Below are 18,430 nucleotides of genomic sequence, written 5' to 3'. Positions count from 1 at the left end.
ATCCCAATAGCGGATGGTGTGGATGGCTCCTACACACCGGCGTTAAATGCGCCATAATGGCAGGTGTTATCACTGCTAGTATAGGAGCCACAAATGCAGATTATCACAATTGGCGTTGATCTTGCCAAGAATGTTATTCAGGTCCACGGCGTTTATGAAGATGGATCGGTCGCTTTCAACAAACCCTTACGTCGCGCCCAAATGCTGCCCTTCTTCGCAAAATTAGCCCCCTGCTTGATTGGTATAGAGGCTTGTGCATCGAGCCATTATTGGGCGCGTGAGCTGACGACGCTGGGTCATGAAGTAAAATTGATGCCAGCCACTTACGTAAAAGCCTATGTTAAACGCGGCAAATCGGATGCGGCAGACGCTGCTGCTATCTGCGAGGCTGTCACACGTCCCAGCATGCGGTTTGTGGCCATCAAGACAGAAGACCAGCAAGCTATATTAAGCCAACATAGTGTTCGTCAGGCACTGATCAATCAACGCACCCAGCTGGTAAACATGATCCGTGGTTTGCTCGCCGAGTTTGGGATTATTATTCCCAGAGGCATTGATCATTTGCGCCGCCTTGCGCGCGAGATGCAGGTTGGCGAACTTTTGGAAATTCCCGAGAGTGCTGAAGATGTCATTGCGCTGCTGTGCGATCAATTGATTGATCTTGATTTGCGCATCGCCAGGCTGGACAAGACCATCTCTGAGCAGGCCAAGCAGGATGAACGCATTGAACTACTACGAACCATACCCGGCATCGGGCCCCTAACAGCCTCCGCCATCGTTGCGACCATCGGCAATGGAAGGCAGTTTCGAAGTGCTCGCGACTTTGCTGCCTGGATCGGCCTGACGCCACTCAACAAATCGAGTGGTGGTAAACAAGTGTTGGGGCGCATAAGTCGCATGGGCAATCAATATCTACGCAAGCTTTTGGTCAACGGCATGGCAAGTCGCGTGCGCGCTGCCAAAACCAAACCTGAAAGAGCTGATCCATGGATGCTCAGCCTGCTCGAGCGCAAGCCCGTAAAGCTCGCGGCCGTTGCTATGGCAAACAAAACAGCTCGCATAGCATGGGCGGTGCTCACCAATGGCGAACCGTACAGGGAGATGAGTACAACCTAAAAAGAGAATAAGTTTGCAAGAACGTATGATGTGATGAATATCCGGGCCAGCCGGAGAGCCAAGACACCCCGCCAATGTCCGGGGACATAAATAGTCCGCCAAGCGGAATGGGACTTGGTTCGCGGAAATCATCAGGGCCAGCAGCATAAACCTGCATCAATAGGCCGGACACAGGACTGTATCTGATCTCGGAAATAAGTCACAAAAAGTACTTGCAATTACGGAGCCATCCACACAGGACATTGGGATATTTGAACCGAATTTCCCAAAAGCAGACCTTCACCGATGGCTCGGGTTGGATTCAGACCAAGGGCTGCAATGCAGACGAAGCTGCCAATTGAGGCCGAACGCCGCGCCTCAGTTAACCAGTTCAATGAAACGAGCCTTGTTGCCTTCAATGGCGACTCTCGCTTTCTCCCATTCGTACTCGCCGCAATTGCTTTCAATCCGGCCAACGCGACAGGATAGCATGTACTTCGCGACACAAACGCCTTCGCCGCATCCAGTAAAGTCAAACTTCCCTAGAAAAACATGTGTTTCCGGAGCAATCGCAAATGCCTGGACCACGCATTCCTGTCCGTCCACACTGGCGCGCATTCCGCGCTGAAAATTCTGAGGGTCGGATTTGATACCGAGACTTTCGGTCATTCTGTCCGCAAGCTTCTTCTGAGCCGCGCCAGCTCCGCTCAGAGCCAGGCATTTGGGCAGAATTCTAGCCTCGAACAGATCCCTCCGAATATCGTTTCCCCACCGGCGAAATTGCTCCTTCTCCGCCTCAACTGCACGATTCTTCTCAAGTTGGTTGTTTGCCATTGCAAAAGTGGTGTCCCGCATCTGGGTGAAGTAAATGCTGTGCGCGGATACCGGAATCCCAGCCTTCATGTATTTTTTGAGTTCACGACCGTACATGTCCGCGACACGGATATCGTAGTCAGAAATTCTTACGGGCATTCTACCGTACAGATAGGCGTCCATCTTCTCGATATCGAACGTATCCCGTGCAATCGCCATTTCAAGCTCGCGGCCAATGTGCCGTAAATCGTAAAGATGCTTTACATCCGAGAAGAGAACTTCCTTGTTCTGGGAATACCTGTACGCGACCGTTACGTAAAATGTCTTCGCCTGCTGTTTGTCAGTGGCTTGCAGAATGTAGCTTGCATAGTATCCCTCGTCGTCCAGAATTCCGTCAGCTGACGAGCTAATAAACATCACGTCATCATATTGTTCGCTCTCATAGGTAACCGCATGCCCCGGCTTTAGATTGAACTCCATGAACTCCGCGACATTTGGCTTTCCATCCGGGTTCGTAGCTCCATAGATATTGATTAACGATACCCACGCCCTTTCGCCAAAAAGCGGAATAGCATGGGGATTGTCATCTTCAAAGTAAGGCTCGTCGGTCGAAAAAATCTTGTAGTCACACCCGTACATAAACAAAGCTAGGAAGTATATGATGAATATCTTCAAATATTTTTTCATTCCAAAACCACGAAAAACTTGATCCCAATTCTGCGCTTCCGTCACAAGAAGGCCATCCCCAGAAATCATCTCACAGGCGCCCAGCTTTGCCAAGGCAGAACAAATGAAATTACCCACTGTAAAACTTGCTCAGTGTGTTGCAACGATCGGTTGGTTCACCTCTCACAACAATCGTCGGCATTGCGGACAAACCTAACTTTGGCTTCAGGATCGTTTCTGCGACAATCAACTAATCAACCGAGGCAAGCTAAAATGATCCTTCCCCGAAAATTCTACTTTTTAGTCACCTTCAGCCTGTTTGCCGCCTCTGTCGCCAATGCCGCCGATCAACAGGAACTCGGAGGCTTCATGCTGGGAGGCTCGTTTGAAGCGGCGCAACAGCACGCGCTTGAACAGGATTGGAAACTCGTGCCTCTTTCGGACAACTTGCCGGGACAGTGGGTTATTGAGGATACGAACCTATCCCTGTTTGTTTGCAACGAAATAGTTGCTTCAGTCTCGGAACGTTTGGAGGGCGACCTATAGGAGTTTACGGCCCTCGTTTTTAAGATGCAGCTTAAATTTTGGCAAACCCGACATTCAGCTTCTTAGTTGGCCTTCCGGCACAGGAATCATATCAACGATCGATGCCCGTTTCGACACCGATAATGGTGGAGCCACGGTTCAGCTTCAAAGCATTGGCGGAAAAAGAACTTATTCGATAACTCACAAGATCGAATGCAACTAAAGACCAGCTGCTCCCGCTCGTGGGAATGCGACGATGGGCTCAAAGCTATCATTTAGCACCGGGACTCTGTCTTTGGCACAACAATCCCGAAAGCGGACGTTCAGTGCCATGCACGAAGCGTATGCCTTGGCTATTAAAAGCTTACGTTACATCGGGCATTTCTCATACCAACTCCCCCAGTTGAATTACGATTTGATGCCCCTCAACCTTAGCATACGCTTTGTTGTATGACGGGGTCCGCAAAATGGAATTCAAACCTTCCCTCTAAAACAACTCTATAAAATCTGAACGCGATTTTGCTGCTACTTAGCGTCACCTGATTTCTTAACAGTCAAAATTGAAACATTTCAATTTAATTGTAGACAGCTCGAGGTTTGCTTGCTAACGTTCACGAAAGCACGGGAGGGAAAGATGACCAGCAGCCAGGTTAAGTTGGACTCTGTTTCAAAGTCTTTTGGTGACTTGACAGTTATAGACAGCATTTCTTTGTCAGTACCGGAGGGGGACTTCTTAGTGTTGCTTGGGCCCTCGGGTTGCGGCAAGTCAACGCTACTACGAATGATCGCGGGCTTAGAAACCATCTCTGATGGCGAATTGACGATTGCGGAAGTCCGTGCAAACGAGACGCACCCGCGCGACCGAAACATTGCAATGGTTTTCCAAAATTATGCTCTTTATCCACATATGTCGATTGCCGAAAACATCGCATATCCGCTTAAGCTTGCGGGAATTTCCAAAGCTGCGCGCGCCGCAAAGGTAAACGAAGTTGCCAGTCTGCTTGAGCTTCAAGATCTGTTAGATCGCAAGCCAGCGCAGCTTTCTGGTGGACAAAGGCAGCGTGTTGCTATGGGGCGCGCCTTGGTTCGGGACCCTAGCTTATTTCTGATGGATGAACCTCTCTCAAATTTGGACGCAAGATTGCGCCAGCAAATGCGCAAAGACATCAAGGCGCTGCATGAGAAGTTAAAAGTAACAACGCTTTACGTTACGCATGATCAAATTGAAGCAATGACGATGGCTGATACGGTCGTTTTGTTGAATAAAGGACGCGTTCAACAAGTCGGCACACCTAAGCAGATTTACGCGTACCCTGAAAACCTATTTGTTGCACGTTTCATCGGCAATCCAGCGATGAATATTGTTGATGACACAGGCACCTGCAGCATGATTTCACGCCAAATTTTTGGTGAGAGTGAGGGCGAAGAAAACGTGACTTTGGGGTTCCGTCCAGAGGTTATTAAGCTTCTTGGGGAAGTTGAACAAGACAATGCTGAGATTCAATTGCCAACAGTTGTTGAACAAGTCGAGATGCTCGGCAGTGAAAGTCTGTGCCACCTTATTCATAACTCCGTTGATGGAGTTGAAGTGCGCTTAGTCGCCAAGATAAGCGGCGATCAAACTTCCTTGAAGGGTGCACATGTCACAACTTCGATCCAACCAAAGGACGTTCATTTCTTTAACAGGGAGACTGGGCAGAGGATTTCGGTGCAATAGTGCGCCGTGCTCTGCACATAGTGAGGAGGAAAAAATGAAACTTAGGAACTTTGCAATTGCATCGGCCCTTATTGTCGCGAGCATTTCTGGTGCTAGCGCTCAAGAAACAACGCTAAAATTTTGGACATGGCATCCAAGCGAACCGGTGCTTAACAAAATAATTGATGGTTTTGAACAGGAGAACCTTGGCGTCGAGGTTGAGCTGCAGTTGTTTGAATCTGGTGCTTACCAAGATCGCCTGCCGTTGGCGCTAGCAAGTGGCGACGAATTAGACATCGTCGCGGTTCAAACCAGCACAATGGTGGAGTTGGTGAAAGATCAGTTGGCGCCGATTGAACCGCTATTTGATGAATATGGTTCGATGCCAATTACAGATTTGCTTAGCGAAAGCGCAATCGGTCAAGGCAAAACGCTGGCTAGCGATAGAGAGCTATATATCGCGCCGATGGGCGTTTTGGGCTCAGTTGTTGCGTATTACAACATGGATTTGATGAATGAATTGGGATTGGCGATTCCGAGAGATCGAGCAGATTTGCAAAACCTTGTTGAAGTGACGACAGCTAAACGCCCTGACTTGGTTCCTGTATCGTTCACCGGCGCAGGTTGGTTTTTGGACGAAATCAGCACAACGATCGCAGAGCAGGTCAGCCCAGGCTTTTTCAACTCCGTTCGCTATAACGAGGGCGGTCGTTGGGATGACACGACTTATTTAACTGCATTTGGCGCGCTTGTTGACCTTTATAAAGATGGTATCTTCTCCAAAGACACCTTGGATTTGGATTACGGACGGTCAGTTGAACTTTTCCAGCAGGGTCAAGCGGTTATGTTTTTACAAGGATCGTGGGAAAGCGGCGTGCTTTCAGCACCATTCCGCGAGGCGAATGGCGTTAAACTTGAAAATGTGAGCGCTTCAGCTTTGCCGACTATTGAGCCAAATACAGAGCATTCTGTTCGAGCATTTATCGAAGTTGGTCTTGCCGTTCCAAATGCCTCGGACCACAAAGAACTCGCAACCAAGTTTGTTGAATATGTGGTCGCGGGCAACGGCGTCGATGCGTGGAGCGACACCTTGTTTGTTGTACCTTCCAAAGTTGGATTTGAGCTTGCCGACGATATCTTCAGCACTGATGAAGCTCGTCGCGGTTACAATGAAATTTCGCACTTGCTCCTGAATCCAGGAAGCCATCGAAACAATGTCTCCGATTTCTCCAATGTAGTTGGTGACACTATTGTTGCATCAATTATCGGCGAGACCGATTACTCAGAACAGGTGAAATATTTGCAACGTGAATGGGAAAGTGGCCGATACTCAAACGCCGAGTAAATCCACTGCGCCATCTTGCCGGCCTCCCAAAATCGGCAAGATGGCTCCCACCCTGTTGGAAAGGTTTAACGATGAAGAAGCCGCAGAATTTGCTCACAAAAATGTCCGCCAAAGAGTTCTTTTTCTTCTTTGGGCCATTGCTTGTGATTTATGCGATCTATTATTTATTTAGTACTGGCTTTCTCGTCTACACCAGCCTGCAAAAAGTCTCGATCGCCCTAGTCAATGGCAAATGGGTTGGCTTAAGAAACTTCGAGTTATTGCTAACTGACCCGCGGTTTTTGATCGCACTGAAAAATAACTTTCTTTTCGCGGGCGTGGCGATTGGAGCCGGGCTGACAATCGGCTTTCTCATTGCGGTGCTAATCTCTAGTGGCACTCGCGGACGCTCGATGCTTTATACGATCTTTTTGCTCCCCACACTTATGCCGCTAGCCCTCATAGCTACGGTATTTCGTACATCGCTGGAAGCACGTATGGGAGCGCTCAATGAGACACTTCGCGCAATTGGTTTGGACGCATTTGCATTGAATTGGTTGATTGAGCCCAATCTCGCGATTGGTGTCGTCTGCATTTTGTTTGTCTATCTGATTGGCCTCCCAATCATGTATTATGTGGCCAATCTTTCTACCATCAATACGTCATTGATTGAGGCTGCAATTTTAGATGGTGCTAAAACCCCGCGGCTAATGTGGGAGATTTTGTTTCCACTGATGAAGGGGACACACCGTACGATCATCATATCGACGTTGCTCACCTCGTTCCGCGCATTCGACATTGTATTTTTCTCAACCGGAGGCGGGCCTGGCGGCGTGACGGAAATAACTGGCACATATGTTTATGGCTTCTCCACTTCAGGTTCAAATGTCGGATATGGCTCCGCTGCTGCGCTTATTGCCATGCTCGCTGCACTCTTAATCTCACTCATTCAACTTCGGAAGTAGGCAAAGCGTGACATCAACTGCACATCCAGATTTCCTGCACAGAAGAAAATATGAACGTATCATCATGAGTGCGTTCCTCGTCATCTTGGCTTTGATTTGGTCGATTCCAATTGTAAATGCTGTCATTCGGGGCTTTGCCTTCAACGGTATCCAGAATTATATCGACGTGATTTTCGGTGATATTGGCGGAATCTTCCTTTGGCGCACTTACGTCAATTCGTTGGCCATCGCACTAGTTCACGCAACCATTGTGACTTTAGTTTCTGCGCTTGCAGGCTATGGATTTGCCTTCTTAGAGTTCCGTGGCAAAGAAGTCTTTTACTTCATTGTCCTGATGTTCTTGGCTGTTCCAGCCACTTCTTTGCTAGTGCCACTCTTTTTCATAAACCGAGAGCTCGGTTTGCGGGACAATATATTTGCTGTAGCACTTCCTGAAGCAGCGCTCACACTGCCTTTCGGCGTATTGTTGGTTCGTAATTTTGCCGAAGGACTACCGCGCTCATTTATCGAAGCTGCGGCCATTGATGGCGCAGGTCATATTCGGACATTTTTCACAATATTCATGCCGCTATGCAAACCGGCACTCGTGAATATTGGCGCGTTATCGATGATGTGGTCGATGCAGGACTTCCTTTTCCCTTCATTGTTTTTGACCGGAAAAGAAATGACCACTGCCGCACAAGCCGTTCAACGTTTTCAGGAATATCTCGGCGCAACACCAGACGACATTGGCCGCTATAACGCGAGTCTCGTGCTCCTCGGCGTGCCAGCACTTATTATCATCGCCTTCGGGCTTCGATTTATCACAAACGGCTTAACAGCTGGTGGCGTGAAAGAATAATTTATGAACCGGATACTTTCAGATGTGGCCGCGCAGCCGGGAAAGTTGCGCTTTGACCGTGCTGCGGAAAATTTCAATGAGGCGCTCCCCATCGGCAACGGCCATCAAGGGGGCATGGTGTATGGCCAATTCCCCAATGAGAAGATTTCGTTGAATGAAGATACACTCTGGGCTGGGGAAACGGCACCAAATCCTATTTCAGATGGCCCGCAGATTATTGAACGGGCACGAAATTTAATGTTGGAGAACCAGGAGTCGGAAGCGGAAACCCTTATCGCTGAAAACTTCCTCACAGCCTTCAATCAGCCTTACCTGCCCGTCGGTGAATTGTTTATCCATTGGCCGGAAGATTTGCACACAAACGAATATAAACGCGAATTGGATATTGCAACCGCAACTGCGTCAGTTGATGCAAAGACCAGCTATGGCCACATTGTTTCAAATTATTACGGCTCCTATCCACATCGCGTTCTCGCCGTCGATATCGCACGAACGGATGGCCCCAAAGAATGCAAAGTTTTAGTGGGCCTAACATCCAAACTTCAAAGTGTCAGCGAGGCCGTTGGCAAGGATATCATCTTAAAAGGTCTCGTGCCTTCGAATGTGCGATGGGATGAAGTTGATAATCTTGCGACAGAAGAAAACTATGTCGAATATGATGAGTTTGAAAAAAACCAGTTTTATTGCGTCGCGCGCATTATAACAGACGGCAAAATTTCAATTCATCTTGGCGAAACCTGTGTAGCCGGTTTCTCAAAGCTCACCATTCTAATTGCCACACGTACCAACCGCCATTCTACCGATGCAATGGAACATTGTATTGATGATCTTGATGCGGCAGAACGCGATCTTGCACAACTTCACGAAAAGCATGTGGAAGACTTTGGCCGACTTTTCAATTCTGTCGAGCTGCAACTAGCTGGCGACAACTCGTGCCAACAATCTATTGATGGGTGCACGCACAATCTTAGCGCAAATTTGGCAAAGACCGCGTTCGATTATGGGCGCTATCTTTTGATTTCCAGCAGTCGACCGGGCACGCAGCCTGCAAATTTGAAAGGCGTATGGAGTGAAGCTGTAGATCCCGCTTGGTGGTCTAACTATACCATAAACATCAACACCCAAATGAATTATTGGCCTGCGGAAATGTGCGGTTTATCCGAGTGTCACGAACCTCTTATCGACTTTATTGAGGAGCTTGCGAAAAGAGGTCGAAATACAGCCAAAATTCAATATGGCTTAAGTGGGTGGGTTGCCCATCATCAGGTCGATTTTCATCGTCAAACCACGCCAGTTGGCGCCTTGCCACAAGGCCCGATTGAAAATTGCTTGAAGTGGGGTTTCTGGCCGTTCGGTGGTGCGTGGTTGGCATTGCACACTTTTGAACATTTCCAGTACAATCAAGATATCAATTTTTTGCGAAATCGCGCGTTTCCAATTTTGTCAGGCGCCGCTAGTTTTATTGCGAGTTGGTTGGTTGATGATCCTGCGCATCCGGACCAGCTCACGACAATCCCATCAACATCTCCAGAAAATACATTTTTGAGGGGAGATGGCACTGTTGGGGCCTTGTCGCGTGGTACGACCATGGATATTGCAATCGCGAAGCAGCTTTTTAGTTACACCATTTCGGCCGCTGACATTATTGGAAAAGGTAAATCGGATCTAATCAACGATTTACGCATAAAACTTGCGCGGCTACCTGAACCAAAAATTAGCGAGGATGGTCGAATCCTAGAATTTGACAAAGACTATCCAGAGGCTGAACATCCACACCGACATATTTCTCCCGTTTTTGGCCTTTGCCCAGGAACAGATGTGACGGTTGAAAATCAACCTGATCTCTGCACCTCAATGAAAAGATTCTTGGAATTTCGCGGTCCATCGGGAACCGGCTGGTCACTTGTTTGGAAAGCACGTACTTATGCGCGTTTGCGTGATGGAGAGAAATCGTTTGAATTTTTAGATCGGCTGTTTGAGCCTGTTCCCTCGCATGTAGATACAACTGCCGATGATGGCGGAGGCATTTATCCCAACATGTTGATGGCCTGCCCTCCTTTCTGCATCGAGGCAAACATGGGGTTTGTGGCCACGGTGATTGAGCTATTTGTTCAAGATAAGGATGACTTTGTTCACCTGCTGCCTGCGCTACCTGCCCATTGGAAAACAGGAAAAGTCAAAGACCTAAAATTGCGAAACCGGGTGGCACTCACAATTGAGTGGCAGCGTGGACAGCTCACATCAGCTCAATTCACTAGCCAAATTGATCAAAAAGTTTATGTGAAGTATCTCAGCAAAGTTTATCACATTGACCTTAAATCCAATAAGGTGTGCGATATGGCGTCAGAATTTGATTTTCAAAATTTGGAGTTCACTTGAGCAACCGCAAAAACAAAGCACCGACCATTTTAGATGTCGCAGACCTAGCAGGCGTATCGGTCGGAAGTGTCTCCCGTTATCTAAATGGAGAACAGCTTCGAAAGAAAAACCGAGAAAGCATCGCGGCGGCCATCGAAAAACTTTCATATAGCCGAAACACTTCGGCGGCAAACATTCGACGCAAAAGTTCGGGCTTCATTGGATTTCTGTTGCCATCATTTGATGAATTCCACACCGGTGTTCTTGAAGAAATCGTCAACCAATTCACGCCAAAGGGTTACGTTGTTTTGCCGTTCTCTCACGGTGATCAAGGCTCTTTTCTAAAAGGCGCACTTGAATATTTTAAAGCTCAAAAGGTGGATGCAATTATTGCATCTGGCGACCTTGGCTTTTTCAAATCGATGGATATTTTGCAAGATATTGATGTGCCATTGATTTTGTATAGTAACGATATTCAAGGCATGAACGTCGACCGCGTGCTTATCGATGATCGAAAAGCTTCAAAACATGCTGTCAAATATATGATCGAAATGGGGCACACTAATATCGCTATATTAACGGGTGACCTGAACGATAGCACCGCTATTGATCGTAAAAGAGGATATGATGAGGCACTTGCAAGTGCTGAATTGACTGAAATTTCCGCACACAATGCAGCTGGAAATGGATGGCATACCCACCATGGTTATATAGGTACACTTGATCTGTACAAAGGTGAGAATAAGCCAACCGCCATTTTCGCCTCCAACTATTTTCTTGCATTGGGAGCAGTGCAGGCACTTGAAGAGTTAAACCTCAAAATTCCAAACGACGTTTCAATAATTTCATTTGGTGATGCCAGTTTTTTACCATTTGTAACTGGCGGGATTACAGCGGTAAGCTTTTCGGCAAAAGAGATTGGTCGACATATATGTGATTTTGCTCTGAGCAGAATAACTGACCAAAGCGCCAAATCATCAAGAACATACATCCATCAGCCAAGTCTCGTCGTTCGAAACTCTGTTTCACGTCCGAAGTAAGTTGCTGGAAGGTGGCTCTTGGGGCAAATGCGGGCAGCAACAATGCTAAACATCAACACATCACCAATTATAAAGATGTATATGCGTGCGCAGAAATCCCAAAAGCTGACATTGGTCATTCTCCATTTAAAATCTTCAAAACTGAGCTAGATAGACAGTATTGCTCTGAAACGGATTGAGTTGGCTCCTGCACTCGCTCATCTCAGCTTACAATATGTATTCGCTGGCGCGGCGTTCAAATTTTTTGACCAAATATTGGCGAGAAGATGTCCAAGTGGGTTTTAACAGTTGCAGCCTCACCTACCGGCCCTCAATGTATTGGGTGATCGTGATGTTCGTCGGGATCTACAATCCATTTTCCAAGGTAGAAACGCTCAAATGCAAATACTGCTGCGATGGAAACCCCTGCAATAACCACGATTGTCGGATCAGTTTCAAATTTAACAATCGTAAATGCCAGCAAGACTACGGCATCAAAAATAATGGCACAGACCAAAATATAAGGGGATGCACCAATCTCATTCCTCCGATAATGAAAAACACCCCAGTGAACCAGTATATCCATAACAAGATAGAAAAATGCCCCTAGCGAAGCAATACGGCTAAGATCGAAGAAAATCGCCAAGAACGACGCGACAACTACGGTATAAACCAAGGTATGTCTCTGTATCGGTCCGCTCATTCCAAAATGACTATGCGGTATCATTTTCATGTCTGTTAGCATCGCCAACATACGTGAAACAGCAAAAATGCTAGCAATCACGCCAGAAAGCGTGGCGGCAGCGGCGAGAAGAATAGTGAGTGTGAAGCCTATTTGCCCTAGAGCGGGCGCTGCGGCCTCCGCAAGAGCGTAGTCTTTTGCAGTAATAATTTGGTCGATAGGCAAACTTGCATTAACGCCAAATGCAACTAGCAAGTAAGTCGCCATACAAATCACTATGGAGATAACAATTGCCCGGCCTACATTTTTATGCGGATTTTCAACTTCCGCACCACTGTTTGTGATGGTTGTAAATCCCTTAAAAGCCAAAATACTAAATGCAACTGACGCCAGAAAGCCGAATCCAGATGTTTTGGTTGCTCCCTCCGAAATGGAGAAATCAAATCCGCTTGCCCATAGTGCGGCAACACCAAATAGCGCAATTCCAAAAATCTTAAATATTGCCATGACGATTGAAAGCAATCCCACCGAACGATTGCCTGCAATGTTAACGAGGAAGGCAAAAAATATTACACTTACCGCCAAAATAGGAACCCAAATGCCGCCGGAAATATCAAAGAAACGGAGCACATATGTTGCGAAAGTGCGTGCGACCAAGCTCTCTGCAATAACCATGCTTAAAGCCATAAGTAAGGCTGCGCCAGCTGCCAGCCCGCCTGCCCCATAACATTTCTGCAGGATCATCCCTATGCCGCCAGCCGAGGGCCAAGCGTTGGACATCTTAATGTAGCCATAGGCGCTAAAAAAAGCCACTATTGCGCCGACGATAAACGAAAGAGGAAACAAGTTTCCGGCAAGATCGGCCATCTGCCCTGTTAGCGCAAATATGCCAGCGCCAATCATTACACCAGTCCCCATGGCAACTGTGCCGCTCAAAGAAATTGAATCTGCCTGATAATTGCCTTGCTCGCGATCATGCTCCATACTTTTTCCTCCATTATCCTTAAATCTGCCCTCAAACTATACTTCACTGGTTTTGTTGTTTTTTGATTTGCTAAGATTCAGCTTCACCGTCGAATTTATCTGTACCAATCGTAAGTAAGCTAAGTTGGCCCCTTACAGCAGTGGGAAGGTCAAGTTTATGGCTCTAACCTACGTCACTTTATTCCGAGCAAAAACAATGACAACTCTTGACCTTCCACTGGGTGGAAGGTGAATAAGTCAGGTTGAGACGCGATGTTATATTTCAGACAATTGAAGAGACACCGAGCCAAAATGAACAAAAATACCCTGCTCATAGCGCTGGCTGTCATCATTGCAATTGGTGCATTTGCGTATATCAGGATGCAGCCGAATAATTCGACGGGCAATGCAATGGTGGAGGTGCAGTCACCCCGATTAGACGAACAGCAAATGGTGGGCAAAGAGCTGTTTGATGCGAATTGTGCAGCTTGCCATGGCGAAAATGCTGCGGGGCGTGACGGCATTGCGCCACCACTTATCCACGATATTTATAAACCATCGCACCACGCTGATATTGCATTTGTTCTTGCCGCACAAAATGGCGTTCGGGCACATCATTGGCCATTTGGCAATATGCCAGCGATTGAAACGGTTGACGAAAAAGACGTCTTATCTATCATTGAATATATTCGAGCGTTACAGGTGGCAAACGGCATTGAATAAAATGGACCTGAAGAAAATTGGATTTGTGAATGGGCTTTTTCTAGCGCTTGCACTGATGCTTGCGCTTGCAACAGCTTTGCCGTCCAATGGGTCTATGCTGGTTTACGGTGAGCACCAACATCAAATGGCAAGCCCGCCAGCATCTCATGCACATGCTGCCAAAACTGGCTATAAAATTGGCTGCGATGATCGCTCAAGCCTACATTGTGGCGCTAAAATAGCCATTGGTGACATTGGTTTTCCAAGCTTTTTCGTTGCGTTGGGTAGCACCTTTATTCAGCAAAAATTGCCAGTTTTAATGGCGCGTGACATTGCTCAGGAAATACCACCACCACGCCTCTAATCGAAAGCCAATAAACAGCTTTTCGAACATTAGAGGAAAAAATGAGCAAATTAGAATTGACGATTGGTACGGTGATCTCGCTTGCGATCACCGGGGCCGCACTAGCGCATGGCGGTGCAACGGGTGTTGTGAAAGAGCGCATGGACGGCATGATGGCCATGGGCAATGCCGTTAAATCTCTCTCCGCAATGATGCGTGGAGAAGAGGATTACGACGCAGCAGCCGTAAAGATGCATGGGCAAACTATTGAAACGCATGCGGGCGATGCATTGGTGGGCTTGTTTCCCAAAGGAAGCGACGGAGCGCCTTCTGAAGCGAAACGTACAATATGGACCGATAGTGCCAATTTTGAGACGCTAGCATCGCAACTCGAAACTTATGCTATCGCATTGCAAGTTGCAGCAGATAATGGCCCGATGATGGAGGATTCAACCCAGCGAAATATGGTGGGTGGTTCTGGAATGATGAGCAGTTCAGACATGATGAACGGTTCTGGAATGATGGGTGATCAAACCATGATGAGCCCTGATGCCTTGGCAAAAATGCCTGTTGACGGTGTTTTTAATATGCTGGTGCAGACCTGTGCAAGCTGTCACACGAAATATAGGTCAGAGAAGTAATGGGCAAAAAAACTATCGTGTTTTTTGCGGGTGCAGCGGCAATTGTCGCTGCGTCTGTCCTTGTCCTGTCAATTTGGCCAATTGGCAACGACGCGGAACTAAAATCTATGGAAGGAAATGTTCAGCGAGGTGCATATCTGGCGCGCATGTCTGGCTGCATTGCGTGCCATACCGACGTAGCGAACGGAGGTGCACCACTTGCAGGTGGCGTTAAATTAGCCACCGATTTTGGAACATTTTACTCACCCAATCTTACGACTTCTGCCAAACATGGCATGGGTGAGTGGACAATCGAAATGTTTGCCAAGGCGGTTCGACAAGGTGTTTCGCCCAAAGGCGAGCCTTACTATCCTGCATTTCCTTATCCGTTTTATGCCAAGTTTACTGATCAGGACATCGCCGATCTATGGGTTGCGTTTCAGACCGTTCCGGCCGTCGAGATTCCTTCAGATGACCATCAGCTTGCCTTCCCGTTCAACTTTCGCGCGGGTGTAAAATTGTGGCGGGCAGCCTACTTAGATTTGAGACCGTTCGAACCGGATAGCGCAAAATCCGAAGCATGGAATAGAGGCAAATACATTGTTGAAGGTGCTGCCCACTGCGGGGCATGCCACACACCGCGTAATTTTGCCGGAGCACGGCAGGCAAGCTTTAAACTTCAAGGTGCAGAAAGGTTGCCCGACGGGGGCAAGTCTCCGCCAATTCACGCCCAAGCCCTGAAGGGAAATGGTTGGGATCAATCATCCTTAGCCTATGCACTAAAAAGCGGGATCAAACCAGATGGAGACGTGTTTGGCGGCTCCATGGCGGAAGTGGTGCGTGAGGGCACCTCCTTTTTATCAAGACAAGACCTAAATGCGATTGCCACATATTTGTTAGGAGCCAATGACGATGCAGCTCAATAGACGTCAAATGTTGAAATTGATGGGGGCGACAACAGCAATATCAATTGGGCAGCCAGCGCTTTTTGCGCGGGCCGCCACGAGCACAGAAATTGAATTGGAAGCAGCCCCCTTGATGCATAAGCTGCATCATGCGCCAGAGGCGCAAACCTCAACCCTGTGGGGATATAATGGGCACGTAGCTGGCCCCACATTACGCTTTAAGCAAGGCGAAAAAATCACTATTCACTTCACCAATAATTTGCCGGAACCGACTTCCATTCACTGGCACGGTTTGCGCATCGCCAATAAGATGGATGGCGTTTCGGGCCTCACTCAAGATCCCGTGCAGCCGGGCGAAACCTTCACGTATGAATTCGTCGCACCTGATGCCGGCACTTATTGGTATCACGCCCACCACAAAAGTTGGGAACAAGTTGCGCGTGGACTTTATGGGGGGCTGATCATCGATCCCGCAGATGGTGATATTTTGCCTGAAGCGCAGGACCATTTGGTGATCCTGGATGATTGGCGTTTAGATGAAACCGGTCGCTTTGATGAAGCAAGTTTAGGGGCGCCAATGGATTGGAGCCATGATGGAAGGCTGGGCAACTGGCTCACGGTGAACGGCGAAAGCCTTCCACGCTTTTCCTTGTGCGAGGGAATGCCGCACCTATTGCGATTAATCAACGCCAGCAACTCCCGAATTATGGAAATCGATCCAGACCGATTTGGTGCGAAAATTATTGGTTTTGATGGCCAAGCTTTGCCGAATGCCCCAACTGAATTGGGGTATAAGCCACTTTTGCTGGGCCCTGCACAGCGGGTTGACCTTCTAGTAGAGCCAAAAGAAAGCTTTGCCTTGGAGGAACTATCCCGCGAACCTTTTCCATTTTGTTTTTTCGACATTGCCGAGGCATGTGAAAGCCCCGCACCCTTTGTGCCGCCCAAGCCGAATGCGCTGCCTTTGCCAGCCAAAACAGATCGTTTCCAGCTTGATGTGCGCATGACCGGCGGTGCTATGGGGCAGCTAGGTGATATCTTCTATCAGGGCGAAAGAATGGAGCGAGGTGATTTTCAACGCACCAAACAATTTTGGGCGTTTAATAATGTCGCCAACTTGGCTGAAACGCCACTCTTCTCCGTGAATAAAGGCGAAACTGTTGAATTGAACGTGATCAACGAAACCGCCTTCATGCATGCGATGCATGTGCACGGGCATCACTTCTTGGTAGAAGATCGGGATGGAGGTGGCGTGGAATTTAATCCTTTATGGCGCGACACTTTCTTGATCGGCACTCAGCAATCCACTCGGATCGCATTTGTAGCGGATAATCCGGGTAAATGGCTTTTCCATTGCCATATGCTGGAACATGCTGCTTCTGGCATGAACGCATGGTTTGAGGTGAGGGCGTAAGCTCTATTCAAATTGGAGGCACAGATGTTGAGTTCCCAAAGGAGTACACGCTGAAATAGAGATGGATTAAGCCAGACTGTCGAATTTTGCTCAGGATTAATTATGGTCTGCAGGATACTTGTTTCACGGTCACGGTAATCCCAATAGCGGATGGTGTGGATGGCTCCTACACACCGGCGTTAAATGCGCCATAATGGCAGGTGTTATCACTGCTAGTATAGGAGCCACAAATGCAGATTATCACAATTGGCGTTGATCTTGCCAAGAATGTTATTCAGGTCCACGGCGTTTATGAAGATGGATCGGTCGCTTTCAACAAACCCTTACGTCGCGCCCAAATGCTGCCCTTCTTCGCAAAATTAGCCCCCTGCTTGATTGGTATAGAGGCTTGTGCATCGAGCCATTATTGGGCGCGTGAGCTGACGACGCTGGGTCATGAAGTAAAATTGATGCCAGCCACTTACGTAAAAGCCTATGTTAAACGCGGCAAATCGGATGCGGCAGACGCTGCTGCTATCTGCGAGGCTGTCACACGTCCCAGCATGCGGTTTGTGGCCATCAAGACAGAAGACCAGCAAGCTATATTAAGCCAACATAGTGTTCGTCAGGCACTGATCAATCAACGCACCCAGCTGGTAAACATGATCCGTGGTTTGCTCGCCGAGTTTGGGATTATTATTCCCAGAGGCATTGATCATTTGCGCCGCCTTGCGCGCGAGATGCAGGTTGGCGAACTTTTGGAAATTCCCGAGAGTGCTGAAGATGTCATTGCGCTGCTGTGCGATCAATTGATTGATCTTGATTTGCGCATCGCCAGGCTGGACAAGACCATCTCTGAGCAGGCCAAGCAGGATGAACGCATTGAACTACTACGAACCATACCCGGCATCGGGCCCCTAACAGCCTCCGCCATCGTTGCGACCATCGGCAATGGAAGGCAGTTTCGAAGTGCTCGCGACTTTGCTGCCTGGATCGGCCTGACGCCACTCAACAAATCGAGTGGTGGTAAACAAGTGTTGGGGCGCATAAGTCGCATGGGCAATCAATATCTACGCAAGCTTTTGGTCAACGGCATGGCAAGTCGCGTGCGCGCTGCCAAAACCAAACCTGAAAGAGCTGATCCATGGATGCTCAGCCTGCTCGAGCGCAAGCCCGTAAAGCTCGCGGCCGTTGCTATGGCAAACAAAACAGCTCGCATAGCATGGGCGGTGCTCACCAATGGCGAACCGTACAGGGAGATGAGTACAACCTAAAAAGAGAATAAGTTTGCAAGAACGTATGATGTGATGAATATCCGGGCCAGCCGGAGAGCCAAGACACCCCGCCAATGTCCGGGGACATAAATAGTCCGCCAAGCGGAATGGGACTTGGTTCGCGGAAATCATCAGGGCCAGCAGCATAAACCTGCATCAATAGGCCGGACACAGGACTGTATCTGATCTCGGAAATAAGTCACAAAAAGTACTTGCAATTACGGAGCCATCCACACAGGACATTGG

The 18,430-nt window shown here is 48.1% G+C and carries 16 protein-coding genes; 14 read left to right on the top strand and 2 right to left on the bottom strand.

Features of this window, described 5'->3' with window-relative positions; genetic code table 11:
• Positions 1-93 precede the first annotated feature (93 nt).
• On the top strand, positions 94-1,116 hold the full coding sequence (locus ACP15Y_RS16930) for an IS110 family transposase (protein ID WP_424982476.1): 1,023 nt from the start codon (positions 94-96) through the stop codon (positions 1,114-1,116).
• 357 nt (positions 1,117-1,473) lie between these two features.
• Here ACP15Y_RS16930 and ACP15Y_RS16925 read toward each other — a convergent pair whose 3' ends face one another.
• A complete protein-coding gene (locus ACP15Y_RS16925; RefSeq protein WP_424984295.1) occupies positions 1,474-2,712 on the bottom strand; it encodes a hypothetical protein in 1,239 nt (412 codons plus the stop codon).
• A gap of 135 nt (positions 2,713-2,847) precedes the next feature.
• On the opposite strand from ACP15Y_RS16925, the gene ACP15Y_RS16920 reads away from it, so the two are divergent.
• The 7 genes from ACP15Y_RS16920 to ACP15Y_RS16890 all read left to right on the top strand — a co-directional run bounded on the left by ACP15Y_RS16920 (position 2,848) and on the right by ACP15Y_RS16890 (position 11,323).
• The gene (locus tag ACP15Y_RS16920; protein ID WP_424984294.1) at positions 2,848-3,120 is read left to right on the top strand and encodes a hypothetical protein; all 273 of its coding nucleotides are present in this window, start codon (positions 2,848-2,850) and stop codon (positions 3,118-3,120) included.
• Between the two features lie 613 nt (positions 3,121-3,733).
• Positions 3,734-4,816 carry an ABC transporter ATP-binding protein gene (locus ACP15Y_RS16915; protein WP_424984293.1) on the top strand — a complete coding sequence of 361 codons (1,083 nt, stop codon included), beginning with the start codon at positions 3,734-3,736 and terminating at the stop codon, positions 4,814-4,816.
• A complete protein-coding gene (locus ACP15Y_RS16910; RefSeq protein ID WP_424984292.1) occupies positions 4,740-6,140 on the top strand; it encodes an ABC transporter substrate-binding protein in 1,401 nt (466 codons plus the stop codon). Before ACP15Y_RS16915 ends, ACP15Y_RS16910 begins: the two co-directional genes overlap by 77 nt.
• On the top strand, positions 6,107-7,084 hold the full coding sequence (locus ACP15Y_RS16905) for a carbohydrate ABC transporter permease (protein WP_424984291.1): 978 nt from the start codon (positions 6,107-6,109) through the stop codon (positions 7,082-7,084). Before ACP15Y_RS16910 ends, ACP15Y_RS16905 begins: the two co-directional genes overlap by 34 nt.
• Positions 7,085-7,091: 7 nt before the next feature.
• Complete coding sequence (locus tag ACP15Y_RS16900; protein WP_424984290.1) at positions 7,092-7,925, top strand: carbohydrate ABC transporter permease; 834 nt, start codon at positions 7,092-7,094, stop codon at positions 7,923-7,925.
• Positions 7,926-7,928: 3 nt separating this feature from the next.
• The gene (locus ACP15Y_RS16895; protein WP_424984289.1) at positions 7,929-10,304 is read left to right on the top strand and encodes a glycosyl hydrolase family 95 catalytic domain-containing protein; all 2,376 of its coding nucleotides are present in this window, start codon (positions 7,929-7,931) and stop codon (positions 10,302-10,304) included.
• Positions 10,301-11,323: a LacI family DNA-binding transcriptional regulator gene (locus tag ACP15Y_RS16890; protein WP_424984288.1), complete on the top strand. Its 1,023-nt coding sequence runs from the start codon at positions 10,301-10,303 to the stop codon at positions 11,321-11,323. Before ACP15Y_RS16895 ends, ACP15Y_RS16890 begins: the two co-directional genes overlap by 4 nt.
• A 310-nt stretch (positions 11,324-11,633) precedes the next feature.
• Here ACP15Y_RS16890 and ACP15Y_RS16885 read toward each other — a convergent pair whose 3' ends face one another.
• Positions 11,634-12,968: an APC family permease gene (locus ACP15Y_RS16885; protein ID WP_424984287.1), complete on the bottom strand. Its 1,335-nt coding sequence runs from the start codon at positions 12,966-12,968 to the stop codon at positions 11,634-11,636.
• 291 nt (positions 12,969-13,259) lie between these two features.
• Here ACP15Y_RS16885 and ACP15Y_RS16880 point away from each other — a divergent pair, with 291 nt between their 5' ends.
• The 6 genes from ACP15Y_RS16880 (at position 13,260) to ACP15Y_RS16855 (ending at position 18,184) form a co-directional block, all read left to right on the top strand.
• On the top strand, positions 13,260-13,670 hold the full coding sequence (locus ACP15Y_RS16880) for a c-type cytochrome (RefSeq protein WP_424984286.1): 411 nt from the start codon (positions 13,260-13,262) through the stop codon (positions 13,668-13,670).
• Entirely contained in the window at positions 13,627-14,013 is a 387-nt protein-coding gene (locus ACP15Y_RS16875; RefSeq protein WP_424984285.1) for a hypothetical protein, read from the top strand. The genes ACP15Y_RS16880 and ACP15Y_RS16875 overlap by 44 nt, the downstream gene beginning before the upstream one ends.
• A gap of 41 nt (positions 14,014-14,054) precedes the next feature.
• Positions 14,055-14,633, top strand: a complete 579-nt coding sequence (locus ACP15Y_RS16870) for a c-type cytochrome (protein ID WP_424984284.1) — start codon at positions 14,055-14,057, stop codon at positions 14,631-14,633.
• Positions 14,633-15,538 carry a c-type cytochrome gene (locus tag ACP15Y_RS16865; protein WP_424984283.1) on the top strand — a complete coding sequence of 302 codons (906 nt, stop codon included), beginning with the start codon at positions 14,633-14,635 and terminating at the stop codon, positions 15,536-15,538. Before ACP15Y_RS16870 ends, ACP15Y_RS16865 begins: the two co-directional genes overlap by 1 nt.
• Positions 15,525-16,931: a multicopper oxidase family protein gene (locus tag ACP15Y_RS16860; protein ID WP_424984282.1), complete on the top strand. Its 1,407-nt coding sequence runs from the start codon at positions 15,525-15,527 to the stop codon at positions 16,929-16,931. The genes ACP15Y_RS16865 and ACP15Y_RS16860 overlap by 14 nt, the downstream gene beginning before the upstream one ends.
• Before the next feature lie 230 nt (positions 16,932-17,161).
• On the top strand, positions 17,162-18,184 hold the full coding sequence (locus tag ACP15Y_RS16855) for an IS110 family transposase (RefSeq protein WP_424982476.1): 1,023 nt from the start codon (positions 17,162-17,164) through the stop codon (positions 18,182-18,184).
• Positions 18,185-18,430 lie beyond the last annotated feature (246 nt).

This window comes from Maritalea sp. S77 (assembly GCF_049801075.1).
GTDB lineage: Bacteria > Pseudomonadota > Alphaproteobacteria > Rhizobiales > Devosiaceae > Maritalea.
The sequence above is the reverse complement of the archived record's forward strand: the minus strand, read 5'-3'. Positions and strand labels throughout refer to the sequence as shown.